The sequence below is a fragment of the Paenarthrobacter sp. AMU7 genome, assembly GCF_041200195.1.
GTDB lineage: Bacteria > Actinomycetota > Actinomycetes > Actinomycetales > Micrococcaceae > Arthrobacter.
Genome location: NZ_CP165735.1, coordinates 4017473 through 4034933 on the forward strand (window position 1 = coordinate 4017473; position 17461 = coordinate 4034933).

Here is a 17461-nt window from a genome sequence, read left to right on the forward strand (position 1 = left end):
GTTCGAACCCAGCCGGGAAACGATCGTGGCACTCGAAGAGGCCGCTGTTGCCGTCGCATCGTTGGACGTGTCGGCGGGTTCTCGCATGGCTGCCATCAGCGGCTTTCTGCTGCGAAGCGAAGCGGTCTCCTCTTCAAAGATCGAACACGTCGACGCCAATCGAAACGACTACGCCCGCGCCATGATCGGGCTAAAGGCCACCGATCAAGCGAGATCCATGGTGGCAGCGGCGGAAGCCGTGCAGAGCATGATTAGCGATGCGGGGGACACTGGCGAGGTCCGTGTGGAGGCTCTGCTTAAGGCCCACAAAGCCCTGATGAAAGATGACCCAATGGACGGGCACAACGCTGGTTCATTCCGGGATGTGCAAAATTGGATCGGCGGAAGTGACTATTCACCTCGAGGAGCCATCCACGTTCCCCCTCCCCCGGCGCTGGTACCCGAACTCATGGACGACCTCATGGCATTCTGTGCCCGAAAGGACATCCCCATCGTGGCGCAGGCGGCCATTGCCCATGCCCACTTCGAGTCCATCCACCCTTTTACCGACGGTAATGGCCGCATAGGACGTGCTCTGATCGGTTCCATTTCACGGCGTAGAGGACTGACCAAGAACACGGTCACTCCCATAGCCTCTGCGATGGTAGCGGACGTGGAGACCTACTTTTCCTTACTCAACAATTACCGCAACGGTGACGTGGATCCATTCGTCCTCTATCTGGCAAAGTCTGCGATGCGTGCTTCCCAAGCCGCCAGTGAATCGGTCGCGGCTCTCGATGAGCTCCCGGCATTGTGGACCGACTTACTCCGCCCCAGGAAAAACTCTGCGGAAGCAAAGCTCATCCCTTGGCTGCTGGAACAGCCCGTTTTCGAAGCGCACCGGGCAGCATACATCGCTGGTGTTGAGGAAACGTCCATATACAAAACCCTGAACCGAATGACCGAAGCCGGCGTACTGTCCCTCGTCTCGCAATCGCAGCGGAATCGCGCCTGGGCAGCAATGGAAGTCTTGGATGAGGTAGATCGACTGAACAGGCGGTTGGCCGCCAAAGCCATCTGAGCCTTCAGTCACGCACCCAGCGGTACGGGGTGGTGGTGGAGACCTTGAGCAGCCCTGAGCGCTCCAGGATTGGCCTCGAGAATTCGGTGGAATCACTGTGGATGAGGGTCTTTCCCAGCTCGAGTGCGGCCTGCGCACGGCGGGCCGTCAATGCCCGGTAAATCCCCCGACCGCGCCACTCTTCCCTGGTGGCGCCGCCCCAGATACCGGCGAAGGTTGTGCCTGGAACCGGTTCCAAACGTCCGGCGCTGACGATCTGCCCTTCAGCTTCGGCCACCCACAACTGCATCCCGTCATCGAGGGAGAGACGGCGCAGCAGGGCATCAGCCATCTCATCTGACACGGGTTCGCCGAACACTTCGTCCTGCATGGCGCTCATGGCGCGCACGTCCGGTTCCTCCGTGACCTGCCGCAGGGTCACGCCGTCGGGAAGTGGCACAGCTGTGCTTAATGCCTGGGCTTCACCGATCATGATCGACTCGGGATCATCCTGGGTGAAGCCGTTTTCGATCAACGCTTCGTGCAACCCCGGTGCGTGGTCATGCCCGCGGGATTTCCATTCGACCCTGGTGATGTCAGGTTCAGCGCGGAAATAAGCGATGGCCTCGGCTACGAGCCGTTTGATGGTCTGCGAATCCGCGTCACCGAGATCCTGGTACGTGACGAAGCCCCGGCCCTTCATGAAGGTCACCAAACGCACAGGGCCGTGCTGGGTCACTTTGAGGGCACTCGGGGTCTCGGCGTCGGTGCGGAGGTCCTGGTCATATGCCGCGAGGAAGCGTGCTCGATCATCGGTTTGGCTCATCCCGCGAGCCTACTGCAGGGTGGGCTCGCCCGATTCGACGGCCCGCTGCACACTAGACGGTAGGAGTCGTCTAACCCGCAGCTACGCATCGAAACGGGCAAGCTGCGAGATGCTCACGAAGGCGCCGTCCGAGAACACGAACCGACCATCCCCCTCGACCTCCCCTTCCCCGGCAACATACGTGACACCCGCATCCGTCGAAGTACCTCCGTCACCGGCGAGGACGACGACGGCGGCGTAGTCACCGTCGTGCGCGGTACCCGAGGTTCCCACCCACGGAATGGTGAGCTCCGAACCCATGGGGTGGGCGCCAGAGCGGACGAACGTCCCGGACGAATCCAACGACATGCCGAATCCTGGAACTGGCATCACAGAGCCCACCACCGACGACGCAGCATCCACCGGCCAGCCGCCGATCCGCAAGGCACTCCCCGAGGAAGAGCCGGAAGCCCCGGAAACACGCACCAGCCGGAGCTCTACTGCCCCACGCGTCGCCGAAACCACGGTGACCGAGGGCCCGGGAGTCGCAACGCCGGCCACCCCGCTGCCGTGATCGGGACCGGCGTCGGGGTCAGGTTCAATCCAGTGGGCTGTGAACCGGGACGCTCCCAGCTGAACACCGCCCTCGGAGAACGAACCGAGATACTCAAACCCCGTCCGATGCGTGAGCCGGCCATCGGAATCAACGAACGCCACCGCATTGTCCACGGACTCGGGTGTCAGGTCCGGGAACGTGTGGGTGGAGTACCCGATCCGCGCATACAGCGGCGAGTCCGCCACCACAGCACCCACAACCGCGTGGTCCGTGGCGTGGTTCCGGATCCGGACCACGCCGTCGGTTCGGGTCCCATCCACCTGCCAGCCCGGCGCCGCGATCAGCCGCTGCGTGTCGGCAACCTCAACGGGCAAAGGTGCCTCCACCGCAGTCCACACCCGGTGATCGGCGGGCAGCGCGAGCCCGAGCATCCCCTTCGCCGCCCAATAGGGTGACCCAGCGCCGGAGTAGGCCTGCTTCATGCCCGCGAACTCGCCGTGCCACCCGATGGACAGCAACCCGTCCTCCGTGATGGAGCCGTGCCGGGCAAAGTAGTCCAGCATCCCGGAGGAAGCACGCCGGGAAAGACCTGGGGCCAAGCGCGTGTGCCCGGACAACTCCCCCACCCAGAACGGCGCGGCGGCCGCGAACCGGTAGATCAGACTCCGGCCTTGAATGAGCGGGGCACCGTTCGCGCCCACCAAATACGCGGCGTCGTCCAGGAAATCAGCCAGCCGGTCGCCGTCGAGCGTTTTGCGAGCAGTAACCCGGGGGTCAGAAGGCGCCATCAACGCCCAGAGCTGCGGATACACCTGAAATGCCCAGCCCACGTAGTGGTCGTAGGCACGCTCGGGACCGTCCGCGAACCAGCCACCGCCCCGGTACAGGGAGTCATGGATGGCGAGTCCGGCGTCGATGTCCTCATCGGAGTACCGGCCGCCCACGGATGCCAGGAATGTCTCCACCACAATTTGGAACCAGACCCAGTTGATGGGCGGGTACTCCTCACCGATCACGGTCTCGAACCATGCGATGAGCTGCTCCTGCACGCGCTCCGGCAGTTTGTCCCACAGGACGTCGCGGGTCAGTGCCAAGCCAACAGCCAACGACGCCGCCTCCACCTTCGCCTGCCCCAGCTCACCAGGCGTCGGCCACCGGTCCGGATTGGCGGGATTGGTTCCGGCGGCCAGTCCGGCGGCGTACCACTCGGCGATCCAGCCCGTGCTGGCAGGGTCGCCCGTCATCCGGAACGAGGCCAGCAGGAAAGTCCGGGCGAAGGCTTCCAGAGAATCACTTCGCGGGCCATAGCGGCTGTTGGCTCCAGGCAGGTGGATGTTGGCGTGATCGTCCGTGCCGAACTGATGCGCCGAACGCAGGAGGTGATCCGCGTACGCACACCAGTGCTCGCGGGTCAGGCCGGTGAAGGGTGAGAGCTGGTAATCCAGGGGCGGCAGAAGCATCAGAGCGAATCCTCCAGGACGACTCCAGCCAACCCTCGCGGTGCGCCAACGGAGGATTCCCGCACAATCAGCTCGGGGTTCAGGTCAATGCGATGCACAGGGCGCATCCTTCCTTCGGCCAGGCGCGCAGCCATGAGCTGCACCGCCACCTTGCCGACGTAGCTTTTGGGTGGCCTCACCGCGGAGATGGCGGGCTCGGCAAGGTAGGCCACTTCGTCGTCGTACCCCACAATCGCCATGCTGCCTGGAACATCCACGCCCCGGTCCACGCAGTGCTGCACGAACGCCACGGCCTGGGTGTCCGAGTGCACCAGCATTGCCGTAGTTCCGGTGGAACGGCACAGATCCAGGACGTGATCGAAGTGCTTGGCACGATCGCCGTTGTCCAGCTTGGCTGAGTCCTCGTGGATGGACTTTTCCAGCGGAATCTTGAGCGCGGCAAGGGCCTGTTTCCAACCGCGGACCACATGCGGGCTGGTGGGACTGGTGGAATCCGTGAGGCATCCGATCATCCGGTGCCCCTCCTGCCACAGATGGCGCACGGCCATCCCGGCGCCAAAGGAATGATCGGTTGCGACCCACTCCAGGCGATGCGCGGGGATTTCCGACGGCGCCCGCCGTTCGGCGAGGATCACCGGAATGGGCAGGGCATTGAGCCACCTCAGCAATTCCTTCCCGTGCTCACCGCCCATATCGGGGGCCACGATCAGCCCGTCGATGTTCTGGGTATCCAGCAACGCCTGGACCTGGCGGCGGTTGTCGGCAGCGTCGTAGGCGGAGCCACGGACCAGGATGCGGAGGTTCTGCGCCTCGGCCTCGCCACGCGCACCGGAAATCACCTGCGGCCAGTAATAGTCCAACGACGGAACCACCATGCCAATGGAGTAGCTGTGCGCCGACGGCCGCCCCACAGCCACCGAACGGTCCAACGGGCTGGGCAGCGTGGCGCCGCCATGGACGCGGGACACGAGTCCTTCGTCGGCGAGGGTGTTCACATCACGCCGGATAGTCAGTTCACTGACGCCCAACTTCGCGGCAATATCGCGCACGGTGATGGCTCCATGCGCCCGGAGCTCCTCCATGAGCCGTTCACGGCGCTGCAGGGAAAAGAGGGACTTGCCGCCCGCTTCCGGGGTCTGTTCAGAACTCAAGATGTTGCCTCCACTGTGAGGGTAAACGCGCCCGAAGCGCGGTTTTCGGTGGGCATACGGAAACGGATCCGGGTCAATTTTTCGCCCCAGATGTCGCCGAGGAGAGGATCGTCGAGGTGCCATTCGTCCACGAGTACGACGGCGGTGGCCGGCTTCCAGCGCAGGTGCAGGCCCCTGCCGGTTTCCGCAGCCGGAATCCCGTCGGGCGCGACGATCGCGGTCGCGTCTGTACCGACGCTGACGGTGCCGGCAACCAGATAGGTGATGTCGACGTCGGGCGTTCCCTCAGGCGGACGCGTGCCCTCCGGCGCGGGTTCGGGCAGGTTCCAGCGGTCGTCAATCACCACGGTCCCCAGCTCCCGGTTCATGAGCGAGGTGCGGATCCATTGCTCAGCGTGGTCCAAACCGTAGGCCGCTCCCAGTCCAAGCGCGAGGGTGGGTTCCTCAAGGGTCGGCTCCTGGAGTACGGTCGCCGCGAACGAAGACCCGGTCCCCTGCTCCAGTCCGAACGGTGCGGGGACGCTGTGCCACGCACTCTGCATGGCCCGAATCCGGTACCGATCTGGTCCGAACGTTTGCGCGGTGTACGTGGGCTGGCCGGCGTCGACCAAGAGGGGCACACCATCCACGGCGACCACCGCTGAACCGACGTCGCGGTGGTTGTGGTGCTCGCCGTTGTGTCCGCCCTTGGCCGCGAGGGTGAGCCCGACGAATGAGCCCGGAGTCTGCCGCGCCACCATGATCTGGACCGACGGCAGGTACGTCCCCCAACTAGGTAACAGCACATGTCCCAATGGACGCTCATTGCGACGTTTGCTGTCACTCAGTTGGGTGAGGACGCGGCCCAGGCCGGCGGCGGCGTTGGGTTCGGGTTCGACGGCGGCAAAGGCGGCCGCGTGCGCGGCGGCCTCAGAGTCCCCCAGCCGGACAGCCCAGCGTTGCAGCATGTCCCACGGGAGTCCGTGGTGGGCGCGGGCCGGGCCGTCGGCAACGTTGAGGAACCATCCATGCCCCAAGTGCATGCGGTGCGGGAATGCCACCAGTGCGCGGATGACGGGCAGGTCCGGATCGAGCACGCCGCCGCTTGCCTCCTCCAGCAGGGCAAGGCCTTCGAGCGCGCGGCCGGCCCCGTTCCACCAATAGGCGAAGCCTTCGTCGATGGCACCGTCGGCGGGAATGGAGGCGAGGAAGCGGTCCAGGCCCTCGATGCAGCGTGCAATAACCGCCGCCTGCAACCCAGGGTCATCCACCAGCAGCAATGCCGCGGCGATGATGTTCGAGTGGATCCACGGATTCCAATTATGAACGTCGCCGTCCAACCCCAGCCAATGCCAGTCGAGCCTGTCCAGGAACGGCCGGATGACCCGTTCCTGTGTCTCCAGACGGATGCGTCGACGCAGACCGGGGGCACGTTCATCGAGCTGTGAACCGAGCACATGGTCCAGCCACGCGAGCTGCGCCACCACCTCCCCTGCGCCGAGATCGAGGTACGGCCGGGAACGCTCAGGGACCACATCGCCACTGCGGGTGAACACGTCGTCGTGCGCGGCCCAGCTCCACGAACTCTGCTCGCACAGGAGGAAGGCGCCGTCAATCACCTCGTCAAGCCAACCGTCGTCGGAGGCAGGACCAGCCACAGCAGCCATCATGACGGCGCGCGTCAGTCGCTGCTGCCGCCCCGCCACCAGCCCCTCGTATGCCGTGCGGTTGCCGTCGCGGAAGTAGCGCGCGTAATGGGACACGAGCGGTTGGGGCCAGTGACTCCCCTTTTCCTCCGCTGCTTGGGCGCGCAGTTCCGCGAGGGGGCTGCCAGCAGCGCGCTGCCATCCGGCGTCGGACGCTGGACGGACGGCGAGGCGGTCCCGGGCGCCGCGGAGCGACTCCATCAGAGCCGGTGGGCCTGCAGACGTACCCCAGACGCTTAACAGGGGCCTCAGTGGTGGCGCGTCAACGGCGGGGATGCCGGTTGCCATATAAATTCTTCTCTCATTTGTTCGATCTTGAATGTTTTAGATCAAGTTCGATTGAGTTGAATGAACTGTCTTGTTTATGAGTATGTACTGATTATTAGATGTGATGCAACACATAAATCACGGTCGAACAGGCCGCCGAAAACTTAGAAGGGAGGATCCCTCAATGTCGCTCAAGCCCCAGGCACTGCTGGTCATGAATAGCGGAACCTTTGCTGACCAGTTCGATTCCACGCGACTGGAGCGGCTGTCCAAAATGGTGGATCTCGGCGATCAGCCGTGGACGGATTCCCTGGACGAACCCGGATTGCTGGGCCGTTTGGAAGAGGTGGAAATCCTCCTCACCAGTTGGGGAGTGCCGCACCTCAACGCTGATCGTTTGGAACGCATGCCCAAGCTCCGGGCAGTGTTCCACTGTGCAGGAACAGTGCGCAGCTTCGTCAGTGAAGAACTGTGGGATCGCGGCATCACCGTCACCAACGGCGCCGACGCCAACGCGATCCCGGTGGCCGAGTTCACCTTCGCTTCGATCGTCCTGGCGGGCAAGAAGGCGCATGTGCTGGCCAACGACGCCCGGACGCACCGGGAAGACTGGAGCTACATCGGTGATCGCGGCGAACTGGGCAACATCGGCCGGGTGGTAGGCGTCGTCGGGTTCTCCCGCATTGGCCGCCGGGTGGTCCAATTGGTCCAACAACTCCAGGACGTCACCTGCCTGGTCAGCGACCCGTACGCCGATCCATTGGACGTGGCGGCGGCCGGCGGCAAACTGGTCACCCTCGAAGAACTCCTGCCCGTATCTGATGTGGTCACCATCCACGCACCCGCACTCCCCGAAACCCGCAACATGATCAGCACGGCCCAGCTCGGCGCCATGAAGGACCACGCGACGCTCATCAACACCGCCCGCGGTTCGCTCGTTGACACGGAAGCCCTCGAAAAGGAGTGCGCCACCGGTCGAATCACGGCACTGCTGGACGTCACGGAACCTGAACCGTTGCCGGCTGAGTCCACCCTGTACGACCTCCCCAACGTCATCATCACCCCGCACATCGCAGGTTCGCTCGGGACTGAAACCCGGCGGATGTCCGATGCCGCACTCGATGACCTTGAACGATACCTCGCCGGCAAGGACCTCCTGGCACAGGTAGTCCATGAGGACCTCGGCCTCAGCGCCTGAACCCAAGCACCATGAAGCCGCAGCTGCGGCAAACTTGTAACCCAGTACTAAAGGAGAACGCAATGAAGCGCACAACCCTCGCCGCAATCGCCCTTGCGGTGACTGCAGGGCTCGGACTCACCGGCTGCGCCGGCGCTGCCGGTCCCGCCGAACCGCAGGCGGCCGAAGGCAAGACCCGGCTGACCGTCTCGGTCTGGAACTACGAGGGCACCCCGGAGTTCAAGGCCCTCTTTGACGGCTACGAGGCCGCCAACCCCACGGTGGACATCGAACCCGTGGACATCCTTGCTGATGACTACCCCCAGAAGGTCACCACCATGCTGGCCGGTGGCGACACCACTGACGTGCTCACCATGAAGAACGTGATCGACTACTCCCGCTATGCCAGCAACGGCCAGCTGCAGGAGATCAACAGCGTGGTGGACAAGGTGGGCAAGGACAACCTCGCCGGACTGGACGCGTTCGACATCGACGGCAAGTACTTCGCTGCTCCCTACCGCCAGGACTTCTGGCTCCTGTACTACAACAAGGACCTGTTCAAGGCTGCCGGCATCGAGGAGCCGAAGGACCTGACCTGGGAGAAGTACACGGAGATCGCCAAGAAGCTCACCACCGAGGTCGGCGGAAAGAAGACGTACGGCACCTACCACCACATCTGGCGTTCCGTGGTCCAGGCCATCGCAGCGGCCCAGAACGACGCTGACCAGAACAGCGGCGACTACGGCTTCATGGAGGACCAGTACAACACCGCCCTGGATCTCCAGAAGTCCGGCACCACCCTGGACTTCGGCACCGCCAAGAGCCAGAAGACCAGCTACCGCACCATGTTCGAGACCGGCCAGGCTGCCATGATGCCCATGGGCACCTGGTACACGGCGGGCATCCTTCAGGCCAAGAAGGACGGCAAGACCAACGTCAACTGGGGTCTGGCTCCGATGCCGCAGAAGAACGACGACGGCAAGGTCACCACGTTCGGTTCGCCCACGGCCTTCGCCGTGAACAAGAACGCAACACACTCGGACGAGGCCAAGAAGTTCATTGAATGGGCCGCCGGCGAAGAAGGAGCCAAGGCCATCTCGAAGATCGGCGTTGTCCCCGCACTCCAGAACGACTCCATCACCACTGAGTACTTCAAACTGGACGGCATGCCCACCGACGAACTCTCCAAGAAGGCCTTCACGCCGGATGAGATCGCACTGGAAATGCCCGTCAGCGACAAGTCTGCCGCTACGGACAAGATCCTCAACCAGGAGCACGACCTCATCATGGTCGGCGAGCGCTCCGTCAGTGATGGCCTCGCCGAGATGGGCAAGCGCGTCACCAGCGAAGTCCTGGGCAAGTAAGGCCAGGCAAGCCACTGGTTCCGGTGCTGCGTCCCTGGACGCGGCACCGGACCCGGACCTGAATTCTCCGGATCCTGAAATGGAGGAACGCCCCCGACGCCGGGAGCGGTCATCATGACTACAGAAACAATCACCCAGGCACCTGCCCCCGTGCACAGCCGCGGCAACAGGAAGCAAGCCAGGCGCAACACGCTGATCGGCTGGACGTTCATCCTTCCGAACTTCCTGGGCTTCCTGGCCTTCACCCTCATTCCAGTCGTGGCCGCTTTCGCGCTCTCCTTCATGGAATGGACCTCATTCAGCGCTCCCAAATGGGTTGGCCTGGCCAACTTCGAGCGCATGTTCGCATCCGACTCCTTCTGGATCGCGCTGCGGAACACCCTTGTCTACGCTTTGGGCCACGTCCCGCTCACCATGGCCTTGGCCCTTATCCTGGCCATGCTGCTGAACCGCAAGCTCAAGGGCATCGGCTTCTTCCGCGTTGCCATATTCTTTCCGTATATCACCTCGCTGGTGGCCGTCGCCGTCGTCTGGAACATGCTGTTCAGCCCGGACAGCGGCCCCATCAACCAGTTCCTCGGCGCCATCGGCATCGCCAACCCGCCGGGCTGGACCTCCAGTTCCGATTGGGCCATGCCCGCCGTCATCATCACCAGTGTGTGGCGCGACATGGGCTACTACATGGTCCTCTACTTAGCCGGCCTGCAGGCGATCCCCACCGAACTGTATGAAGCCGCCGAAGTAGACGGCGCCAGTGCTTGGCAGCGCTTCTGGAACGTCACCATCCCGTCCCTGCGTCCCACCACGTTCTTTGTGGTGGTCATGCTGACGGTTTCCAGCTTCAAGGTGTTCGACCTCATTGTGGTCATGACCAACGGTGGCCCCGGCCGCTCCACCACGGTGCTGTCCCAGCTGATCTACCAGGAGGGCATCGGCGAAGGGAAGTTCGGGTACTCCTCTGCCATTTCGCTGGTCCTGTTCGTCATCGTGCTGACGGTTACCGTCCTGCAGTTCAAGATCCAACAGCGGAGGGAACGCTGATGACCAACATGGCCGAAGACCTCAAAGCCACTCATGTGACGGACGCGGCACCGCTCCCAAACGGCGCACCTACTGCGGAAGATCGCCGTCGTACCGACCGCAAACGCTCCCCGCGCGAGCAGAAGAAGCGGACCGCGAACATCGTGATCTACGGTGTCCTGGTGGTCCTGGTGGCGGCGCTGATGGTGCCGTTCATCTGGATGCTTTCCTCGTCGTTGAAGGAGAACAACCAGGTCCTCACGGTTCCCATCCAGTGGATTCCGCAGGAGTTCGTGTGGAGCAACTACACGGACATCTGGACCCGTATCCCCATGATGGGCTACCTGCAGAACTCGCTGTACCTCGCCGTGATCATCACCTGCCTGCAGGTCCTCACGGGCTCGCTGGCTGCCTACGGTTTCTCCAAGGTCCGCTTCCCGGGCCGCGACGTGCTGTTCCTCGCGTACATCGGTACTATCGCCGTTCCGTGGCAGGCCTACATGGTGCCGCAGTACATCATGATGCAGAACCTTGGCCTGACCAACAGCTTCAACGCCCTCATTCTCTTGCAGGCGTTCGGCGCGTTCGGCGTGTTCCTGATGCGCCAGTACTACATGACCATCCCGGACGAGCTCTGCGAAGCGGCCCGCATCGATGGCCTGAGCGAATACGGCATCTGGGCCCGCGTCATCCTGCCCCTGTCCAAACCGGCCCTGGCCAGCCTTGCCCTGCTCACGTTCGTGAACACGTGGAACGACTACATGGGTCCGTTCATCTACCTCACGTCCAACCGCCTCTGGACCGTCCAGCTGGGCTTGCGGTCCTTCGTAGGCCAGTTCGACGCTGAGTACGCCATGATCATGACCGGCTCCGTGATCTCCGTGATCCCGATACTCATCATCTTCCTGATCGGCCAGCGCTACTTCATCCAAGGCATCGCGACCAGCGGGATGAAAGGATGAGTAGTGTGAGCGCTAAACCGCGGCGGTGGGCCGGGCCGGGATTCGAAACCTTCGGGAACATCTTCGGGTTCATCTACACGTTCCTGGCCGGCAACGCCCTGCTCGCCGTGGCCAACGCCCCGCTGGTCTTCAGCCTTTCGCTGGTGGCCGACCCCGCCGCTGCGTGGCCGTTCTTCCTGGCGCTCTCCGTCACCATTGCGCCGTCGCTCGCCGGTATCTTCGGTGCCTTCAAGGCGTTGAACGACGACGGCGGCGCGGTCAAGCCGGTTGCCGCTTTCCTTCGGGGATACAAGCGCAGTTTCGCGAAGGCCGCGGTGCTGGGTGTGGGCGCTGTGGCCCTGTTGATGTTCCTCGGTGTGGACCTGGCCGTCGTCCAGAACAACGTCCAGAGCCTTCCTGGCGCTGCGCTGCTGGTGCCGGTGATCGTCGTAGCAGCCGCCGTGACGGTGAGCCTTGCCGTCACGGCGATTGCCGGCGTCGTACTTCTGCCTGAAGCGAAGCTGAAAAGCATCCTGAAGGCTTCGCTTTATCTGGTGGCGCAGCGCTGGTACCTCAGCGTGGCCATGCTGATCCTGCTGGGGATCATCGTGTCCGCCTCCGTGATGCAGCCGGTCCTGGGTATCGCGTTGGCGCCGGCACCGCTGCTGTTCGTGATCTGGAGCAACGCCGCGTACGCTTTCCACGCCGTGCTGCGTTCCGCGTAGACCCTGTTAGGACCTTTCTTGAGCATCTTCGCCATCGGCGATCAGGACTTCCTCCTGGACGATCAGCCGTTCCGCATCCTCTCCGGAGCCATCCACTACTTCCGGGTTCACCCCGATCTGTGGGCCGACCGGATCCATAAGGCCCGGTTGATGGGTTTGAACACCATCGAAACGTATGTGCCCTGGAATGAGCACTCGCCCGAGCCTGGTTCGTTTGTTGCCGACGGCGGGCTGGACCTGGGTCGCTTCCTGGACCTGGTTGCCGCTTCCGGGATGCACGCCATTGTCCGACCCGGCCCCTACATCTGCGCCGAATGGGACAACGGAGGGCTGCCCGCCTGGCTGTTCACCGACCCCACCGTGGGTGTCCGCAGCAGCGAACCGGGCTACTTGGCGGCTGTCTCTTCCTATATGGAGTCTGTGCTGGCTTTGGTGGTGCCTCGACAGATCACTCAGGGCGGTCCAGTGATCATGCTCCAGATTGAGAACGAGTACGGCGCCTACGGGAACGACAAGGAGTACCTGCAGCATCTGGTGGACCTGTCCAAGCGCTCGGGTGTTGATGTTCCGCTGTTCACCTGCGACCAGCCGTTCGGGACCATGATCGAGGACGGATCATTGCCCGAACTGCACAAGACGGGAACGTTTGGTTCGCGTGTTGAGGAGCGGCTCGGCTTCTTGCGAGAGAGGCAGCCCTCGGGGCCGCTGATGTGCGCAGAGTTCTGGAACGGCTGGTTCGACAACTGGGGAACACACCACCACACCACCGACGCCGCGGCTTCCGCCGCCGAACTCGATGCTCTGCTCACCGCCGGGGCTTCAGTGAATATCTACATGTTCCACGGCGGCACCAACTTCAGCTTCAACAATGGGGCGAACGACAAAGGCATCTACGAGCCCACCATCACCTCGTACGACTACGACGCGCCCCTCTCCGAGGACGGGCATCCGACGGCCAAGTACTTCGCCTTCCGGGACGTCATTGCCAAGCATTTCCCGGTTCCGGCCGAGGTGCCGGCCCTCCGGGCGCCCGTCCCTGCTTCAGTGGTGGCGGTTTCTTCGACGGCGCCTGTGCCCTCCGACGCCTTAGCTACGTCTTTGGTACCAGGAACCGTTCCGCCCGTCGAGGTGACTGGGCAGTACCGCGGCTTCTACTTGTACGAGGCCTCACTTCCGGGTGGCGGAGTCCTGTCATTCACCGAGGTCCGGGATAGGGCTCAGTTCTTCCTGGACGGCGTGCCCGTGGGGGTGCTGAGCCGGGAATTGGGCGAGCGCTCGGTTGTCATCCCCGGTGGTGGCCGCCTGCAGGTTCTCCTTGAGGACCAAGGCCGGGTGAATTACGGGCAGAGAATCGGCGAAGCCAAGGGTTTGATCGGACCGGCGCTGCTGAACGGCGTGGAAGTTGTGGACTGGGAAGTCGGTGCCGTGGACCTGGGCTCGCTGGAGGCATTCCGGTCGGCCGCAGTGCCGCTGCCACCCGGCGATGCTGCGGCCGGCGTGGCTGGTCCGTCCGTTTCCTTTGCGACCTTTGACGCCGATGGCCCGGGAGACCGATTCCTCCGCCTCGATGGCTGGACAAAGGGTGTTGTTTTTGTGAACGGATTCAACCTTGGCCGTTACTGGAGCCGCGGACCGCAGCGCACGCTGTACGTTCCTGGTCCGCTGATCCGCGAAGGCGCCAACGAGCTCGCCATCCTGGAACTCCACGGAAGCGCGACGCGCGAGGTGGGTTTCGCCGTCGGGCCTGACCTGGGCCCCGACGAAAAGTAGCCCTCTCTCACATCCCAAGCCCTTCCCGTCCGCCCTCTCTCACTTTCTCCAGGAGAGTGAGAGAGGCTTCCTTCCAAGGTGACGGGATATGAAAGAGCGTTTGCGGCATACAGAAGGGACCGGTCGATCAACCGGTCCCTTCTGTATGTTCAGCCCTGTATGTTGAGCGACTGCGTGTTCAGCGCGCGGGCGTCATTAGCCGCGGCAGAGCTCGCCGTACTTGGTGCCGGCTTCCTGGAAGGCCGAGTTGGCCTCGTCCAGCTTTGCCTGGTGCTCCGCCTTCTTGCCATCGTCGGTCGGCTCCTTCTCGGCCAGAGCATCCAGGTATCCCAGGATTGCCGTGACAACCGGCTTCATGTCGTTGGAAGCCACGGACTCGATGGGCCGGACCGCATTGGCAGCACGGTTCGCTGCAGTCTGGCTCGGGCTCTGCGGGAAGCTGGGTACCACGACGTTAACGCGGTCGCAGGTTTCCGCTGTGGTCAGCTGCTGCTGGGCGGAACAGGCGGATGCCGAGGCGATGAGCCCGGCAGCGATCAGGACAGTGGTGAGTTTCTTCATGATTCCCTCAGTGGTCGACGTCCCTTTGATTGTAATCAGAGCCGGGGCCCGGCCACGCATCGGCCACCACACGGAGGCGAATCTCCGCTACAGCGCCGGCGTCCGGGGCGGAGTCGTGCGCCGGGAGCCCGTCGCTTCGAAAGCGGCAGCCAACGTCAGCAGTGCCGTGTCGTCGTAGGCGCGGCCAGCAAAGGTGAGGCCTACGGGCATGCCAATATCTGCCATGGTTCCCATCGGCACCGTGACAGTGGGGATGCCGAGGTGGCGTGGGACGAGGTTGCCGTTGGACACCCAGACCCCATTTCGCCAGCCGAGGTCCGCGGAGGCAGGGTTGACGTCCATGTCGGCTGGTCCGACGTCGGCCGCGGCAGGGAACAGGACTGCGTCCAGTCCGAGCCCGTCCATCCAGTCCTCCAGGTCAACCCGCCGGGTCTCTTCCAGTCCGCGCACTCCGTCTTCCAGCTCGGGGATCTCAGTGAATTGGGATACGCCGTATTCGCGGACATGCCGGGGATATTCGGAGATGTGGTCCTCGAATCCGGTGTAGCGGTCTGCCAGGGCGCCCTTCGGGTGCGGGAAGATCGCAGCGCCGTCAACATCGGCAAGCCTGTTGAGGGCAGGATCACCGTTGGCGCGAAGGAAATCGTCCCACGCCCAGGCCGAGAGGTCCTCGATTTCACGCTTGAGGTACGCGGAACTGACCAGGCCGCGGGTGGCGATGGTAGGCGCTCCCGGCCGGTCGCATTCGTAATTTGAGACCACGGGGAAGTCCACCAGGACGACCTCGGCTCCCGCGGCCTCGAGGTCGCGCTTCGCTGCTTCCCACAGGTCAATCACGGAAGCCCGCGTTTCGATTCGCTGCCCGGTGGGGCCACCGATGCCCGGCTGCTCGCTGGTCCCGGCGGCCGGGTCTGCGTTGATGTACATGCGCGGCACTCCGAAGCGCTTGCCCCGCAACGCCAGCCGTCCGGCGTCGAGCGTTTCCGAAGCGAGCGCAACGTAAGACTCCGGCCGGACTTCGGAGGACTTCGGAAGCGAAATCCACGGCTGGGCGCGCCAAAAATCACCGCGGGACTCGGCGTCGTCGGCCACAATGACGTCCAGCAGCTCGAGCATGTCGGCCATGGTGCGCGTGTGCGGGACTACGACGTCCATGGTGGGTACCAATGGCCAGTTGCCGCGCACCGAGATGACGCCGCGCGAGGGCGTGTAGGCGCACAAGGCATTGTTCGACGCCGGTGCGCGGCCACTTGACCAGGTCTCCTCACCCAGGCCGAAGGCCGCGAAGCTGGCCGCCGTCGCGGTTCCGGAACCGTTGGAGGAACCGGAGCCGAAGGCGGCCGTCAGGTACTCAGCGTTGTACGGGCTTTCGGCGCGGCCATAGACGCCACGCTGCATGCCGCCGTTGGCCATGGGCGGCATGTTGGTGAGGCCGATCAACACCGCACCGGCATCCCGAAGGCGCTCGATGGTGAACGCATCCCGTTGCGCCACCAGATTCTCAAAGGCCGGCGAGCCGGCCGCGGCAGTGAGACCCTTGGCCAGATAGCTGTCCTTGGCTGTGTAAGGAATACCGTCCAGAGGGCCGCGCACAATCCCCTGCGCCCGGCGTTCATCCGAAGCCCTGGCGTCCGCCAAGGCCTCGGGGTTCATGACAACCATTGCGTTGAGCTTGATGCCATTGCGGTCATAGGCCTCGATGCGCTCGAGGTAGGCCTTGGTGAGCTGTTCGCTGGTCACCTCGCCTGCCTCCAAGGCCTCGCGCAGTTGCGCGAGGGAGGCTTCTACGACGTCGAAGTTGGCCATTACGCCTCATCCCCGGCGGATTGCGCCCTGCTGAGGCGCGGCTGCTGCTGGGTGATGCAGTGGATGCCGCCACCGCGGGCCAGGATCGGTCGGGCGTCAACGGTGACCACGCGGCGGCCGGGGTAGGCCTCGGCCAGGATCTCGGCCGCGAGGGAATCGGCACGTTCTTCACCGTAGCCACAGGCGATGACGCCACCATTGACCACCAGGTGGTTGACGTAGCTCCAGTCCACAAAGCCGTCTTCGTCGCGCAAAGTTTCCGGCGCAGGCAGCGGCACAATCTCGAACGGTTTGTCCGATGCATCCGTCTGGGTTTCCAGGAATGCCTGGAGCGTGCGGCTGACTTCGTAATCCGGGTGCTCCGGGTTGGTCTGGGAGTGCAGCAGGATACGGCCAGGGGTGGGCAGGGTGGCCACCATGTCGATGTGGCCGCGTGTGCCCAAGTCCTCGTAGTCGCGGGTCAGTCCGCGGGGTACCCAAATGACTTTTGTGGCGCCGATGGTGCGGGCCAGCTCAGCCTCAACTGCGGCCTTGTCGGCGAAGGGGTTCCGACCCGGATCCAGCTGCACGGTTTCGGTGATCAGCACGGTTCCTTCGCCGTCCACGTGGATGGCGCCGCCCTCGTTGACCAGCAGTGAGCTGACCAGTTCGGCACCGGACTGTTCCGCGACGAAACGGCCCATGCCGGCACTCTTCTGCCACTCGGACCACGCCGGCGCACCCCAGCCGTTGAAGATCCAGTCCACAGCACCAAGCACGCCGGGACGTTCATCGTCCAGCACAAAGGTGGGTCCGACGTCGCGCATCCAGAACTCATCCAGCGGCGCCTCAATCTGTTCGATCCCGCCGCCCAGCATCCGGGCGGCGCGTTCGCGCTCGCTCGGGTCCACCACCATGGTGACCGGTTCGAATTCCGCCACTGCGTGGGCGACGGCGGTCCAGGCCTTATACGCCTCTTCGGCCGAGGCGGCGTCGTCGCCAAGGGTCAGGCCGGTGCGGGGGAACGCCATCCAGGTGCGCTCATGCGGTGCGGTTTCGGCCGGCATTCTCCAAGCCATGGGTGACTCCTTCGTCTTCAGTGCAATTCTCTTGTTGATCATACGATCAACAATGCTGAAAAGGTAATCTAGACTG

General features: G+C 63.8%; 14 protein-coding genes. 7 read left to right on the forward strand and 7 right to left on the reverse strand.

Annotated elements, in window-relative coordinates:
• Positions 1 to 25 precede the first annotated feature (25 nt).
• Positions 26 to 1060: a Fic family protein gene (locus ABQM86_RS18475; RefSeq protein ID WP_369745232.1), complete on the forward strand. Its 1035-nt coding sequence runs from the start codon at positions 26 to 28 to the stop codon at positions 1058 to 1060.
• 4 nt (positions 1061 to 1064) lie between these two features.
• Here ABQM86_RS18475 and ABQM86_RS18480 read toward each other — a convergent pair whose 3' ends face one another.
• From ABQM86_RS18480 to ABQM86_RS18495, 4 genes are all read right to left on the reverse strand, one after another.
• Positions 1065 to 1865, reverse strand: coding sequence for a GNAT family N-acetyltransferase (locus tag ABQM86_RS18480; RefSeq protein ID WP_337339891.1), 801 nt, complete (start codon positions 1863 to 1865; stop codon positions 1065 to 1067).
• Positions 1866 to 1946: 81 nt separating this feature from the next.
• Positions 1947 to 3860: a DUF2264 domain-containing protein gene (locus tag ABQM86_RS18485; RefSeq protein WP_369745233.1), complete on the reverse strand. Its 1914-nt coding sequence runs from the start codon at positions 3858 to 3860 to the stop codon at positions 1947 to 1949.
• Positions 3860 to 5011 (reverse strand): LacI family DNA-binding transcriptional regulator, encoded by a 1152-nt coding sequence (locus ABQM86_RS18490; protein WP_089596335.1) that lies wholly within the window; start codon positions 5009 to 5011, stop codon positions 3860 to 3862. Before ABQM86_RS18490 ends, ABQM86_RS18485 begins: the two co-directional genes overlap by 1 nt.
• Positions 5008 to 6984 (reverse strand): heparinase II/III family protein, encoded by a 1977-nt coding sequence (locus ABQM86_RS18495; protein WP_369745234.1) that lies wholly within the window; start codon positions 6982 to 6984, stop codon positions 5008 to 5010. Before ABQM86_RS18495 ends, ABQM86_RS18490 begins: the two co-directional genes overlap by 4 nt.
• Positions 6985 to 7147: 163 nt before the next feature.
• Here ABQM86_RS18495 and ABQM86_RS18500 point away from each other — a divergent pair, with 163 nt between their 5' ends.
• From ABQM86_RS18500 to ABQM86_RS18525, 6 genes are all read left to right on the forward strand, one after another.
• Positions 7148 to 8161 (forward strand): hydroxyacid dehydrogenase, encoded by a 1014-nt coding sequence (locus ABQM86_RS18500; RefSeq protein ID WP_369745235.1) that lies wholly within the window; start codon positions 7148 to 7150, stop codon positions 8159 to 8161.
• A 62-nt stretch (positions 8162 to 8223) separates the two neighbouring features.
• Positions 8224 to 9504, forward strand: a complete 1281-nt coding sequence (locus tag ABQM86_RS18505) for an ABC transporter substrate-binding protein (RefSeq protein WP_369745236.1) — start codon at positions 8224 to 8226, stop codon at positions 9502 to 9504.
• Positions 9505 to 9618: 114 nt separating this feature from the next.
• Positions 9619 to 10545: a sugar ABC transporter permease gene (locus ABQM86_RS18510; protein WP_280623898.1), complete on the forward strand. Its 927-nt coding sequence runs from the start codon at positions 9619 to 9621 to the stop codon at positions 10543 to 10545.
• Complete coding sequence (locus ABQM86_RS18515) at positions 10545 to 11486, forward strand: carbohydrate ABC transporter permease (RefSeq protein WP_091552267.1); 942 nt, start codon at positions 10545 to 10547, stop codon at positions 11484 to 11486. Before ABQM86_RS18510 ends, ABQM86_RS18515 begins: the two co-directional genes overlap by 1 nt.
• A gap of 5 nt (positions 11487 to 11491) precedes the next feature.
• Positions 11492 to 12190: a hypothetical protein gene (locus ABQM86_RS18520; protein ID WP_369745237.1), complete on the forward strand. Its 699-nt coding sequence runs from the start codon at positions 11492 to 11494 to the stop codon at positions 12188 to 12190.
• Positions 12191 to 12208: 18 nt separating this feature from the next.
• The gene (locus tag ABQM86_RS18525) at positions 12209 to 13960 is read left to right on the forward strand and encodes a beta-galactosidase family protein (RefSeq protein WP_369745238.1); all 1752 of its coding nucleotides are present in this window, start codon (positions 12209 to 12211) and stop codon (positions 13958 to 13960) included.
• A gap of 195 nt (positions 13961 to 14155) precedes the next feature.
• Here ABQM86_RS18525 and ABQM86_RS18530 read toward each other — a convergent pair whose 3' ends face one another.
• The 3 genes from ABQM86_RS18530 to ABQM86_RS18540 all read right to left on the reverse strand — a co-directional run bounded on the left by ABQM86_RS18530 (position 14156) and on the right by ABQM86_RS18540 (position 17385).
• The gene (locus ABQM86_RS18530) at positions 14156 to 14521 is read right to left on the reverse strand and encodes a hypothetical protein (RefSeq protein ID WP_207595086.1); all 366 of its coding nucleotides are present in this window, start codon (positions 14519 to 14521) and stop codon (positions 14156 to 14158) included.
• 87 nt (positions 14522 to 14608) lie between these two features.
• A complete protein-coding gene (locus tag ABQM86_RS18535; RefSeq protein ID WP_369745239.1) occupies positions 14609 to 16327 on the reverse strand; it encodes an amidase in 1719 nt (572 codons plus the stop codon).
• The gene (locus tag ABQM86_RS18540; RefSeq protein ID WP_369745240.1) at positions 16327 to 17385 is read right to left on the reverse strand and encodes an agmatine/peptidylarginine deiminase; all 1059 of its coding nucleotides are present in this window, start codon (positions 17383 to 17385) and stop codon (positions 16327 to 16329) included. Before ABQM86_RS18540 ends, ABQM86_RS18535 begins: the two co-directional genes overlap by 1 nt.
• Between the last annotated feature and the right edge of the window lie 76 nt (positions 17386 to 17461).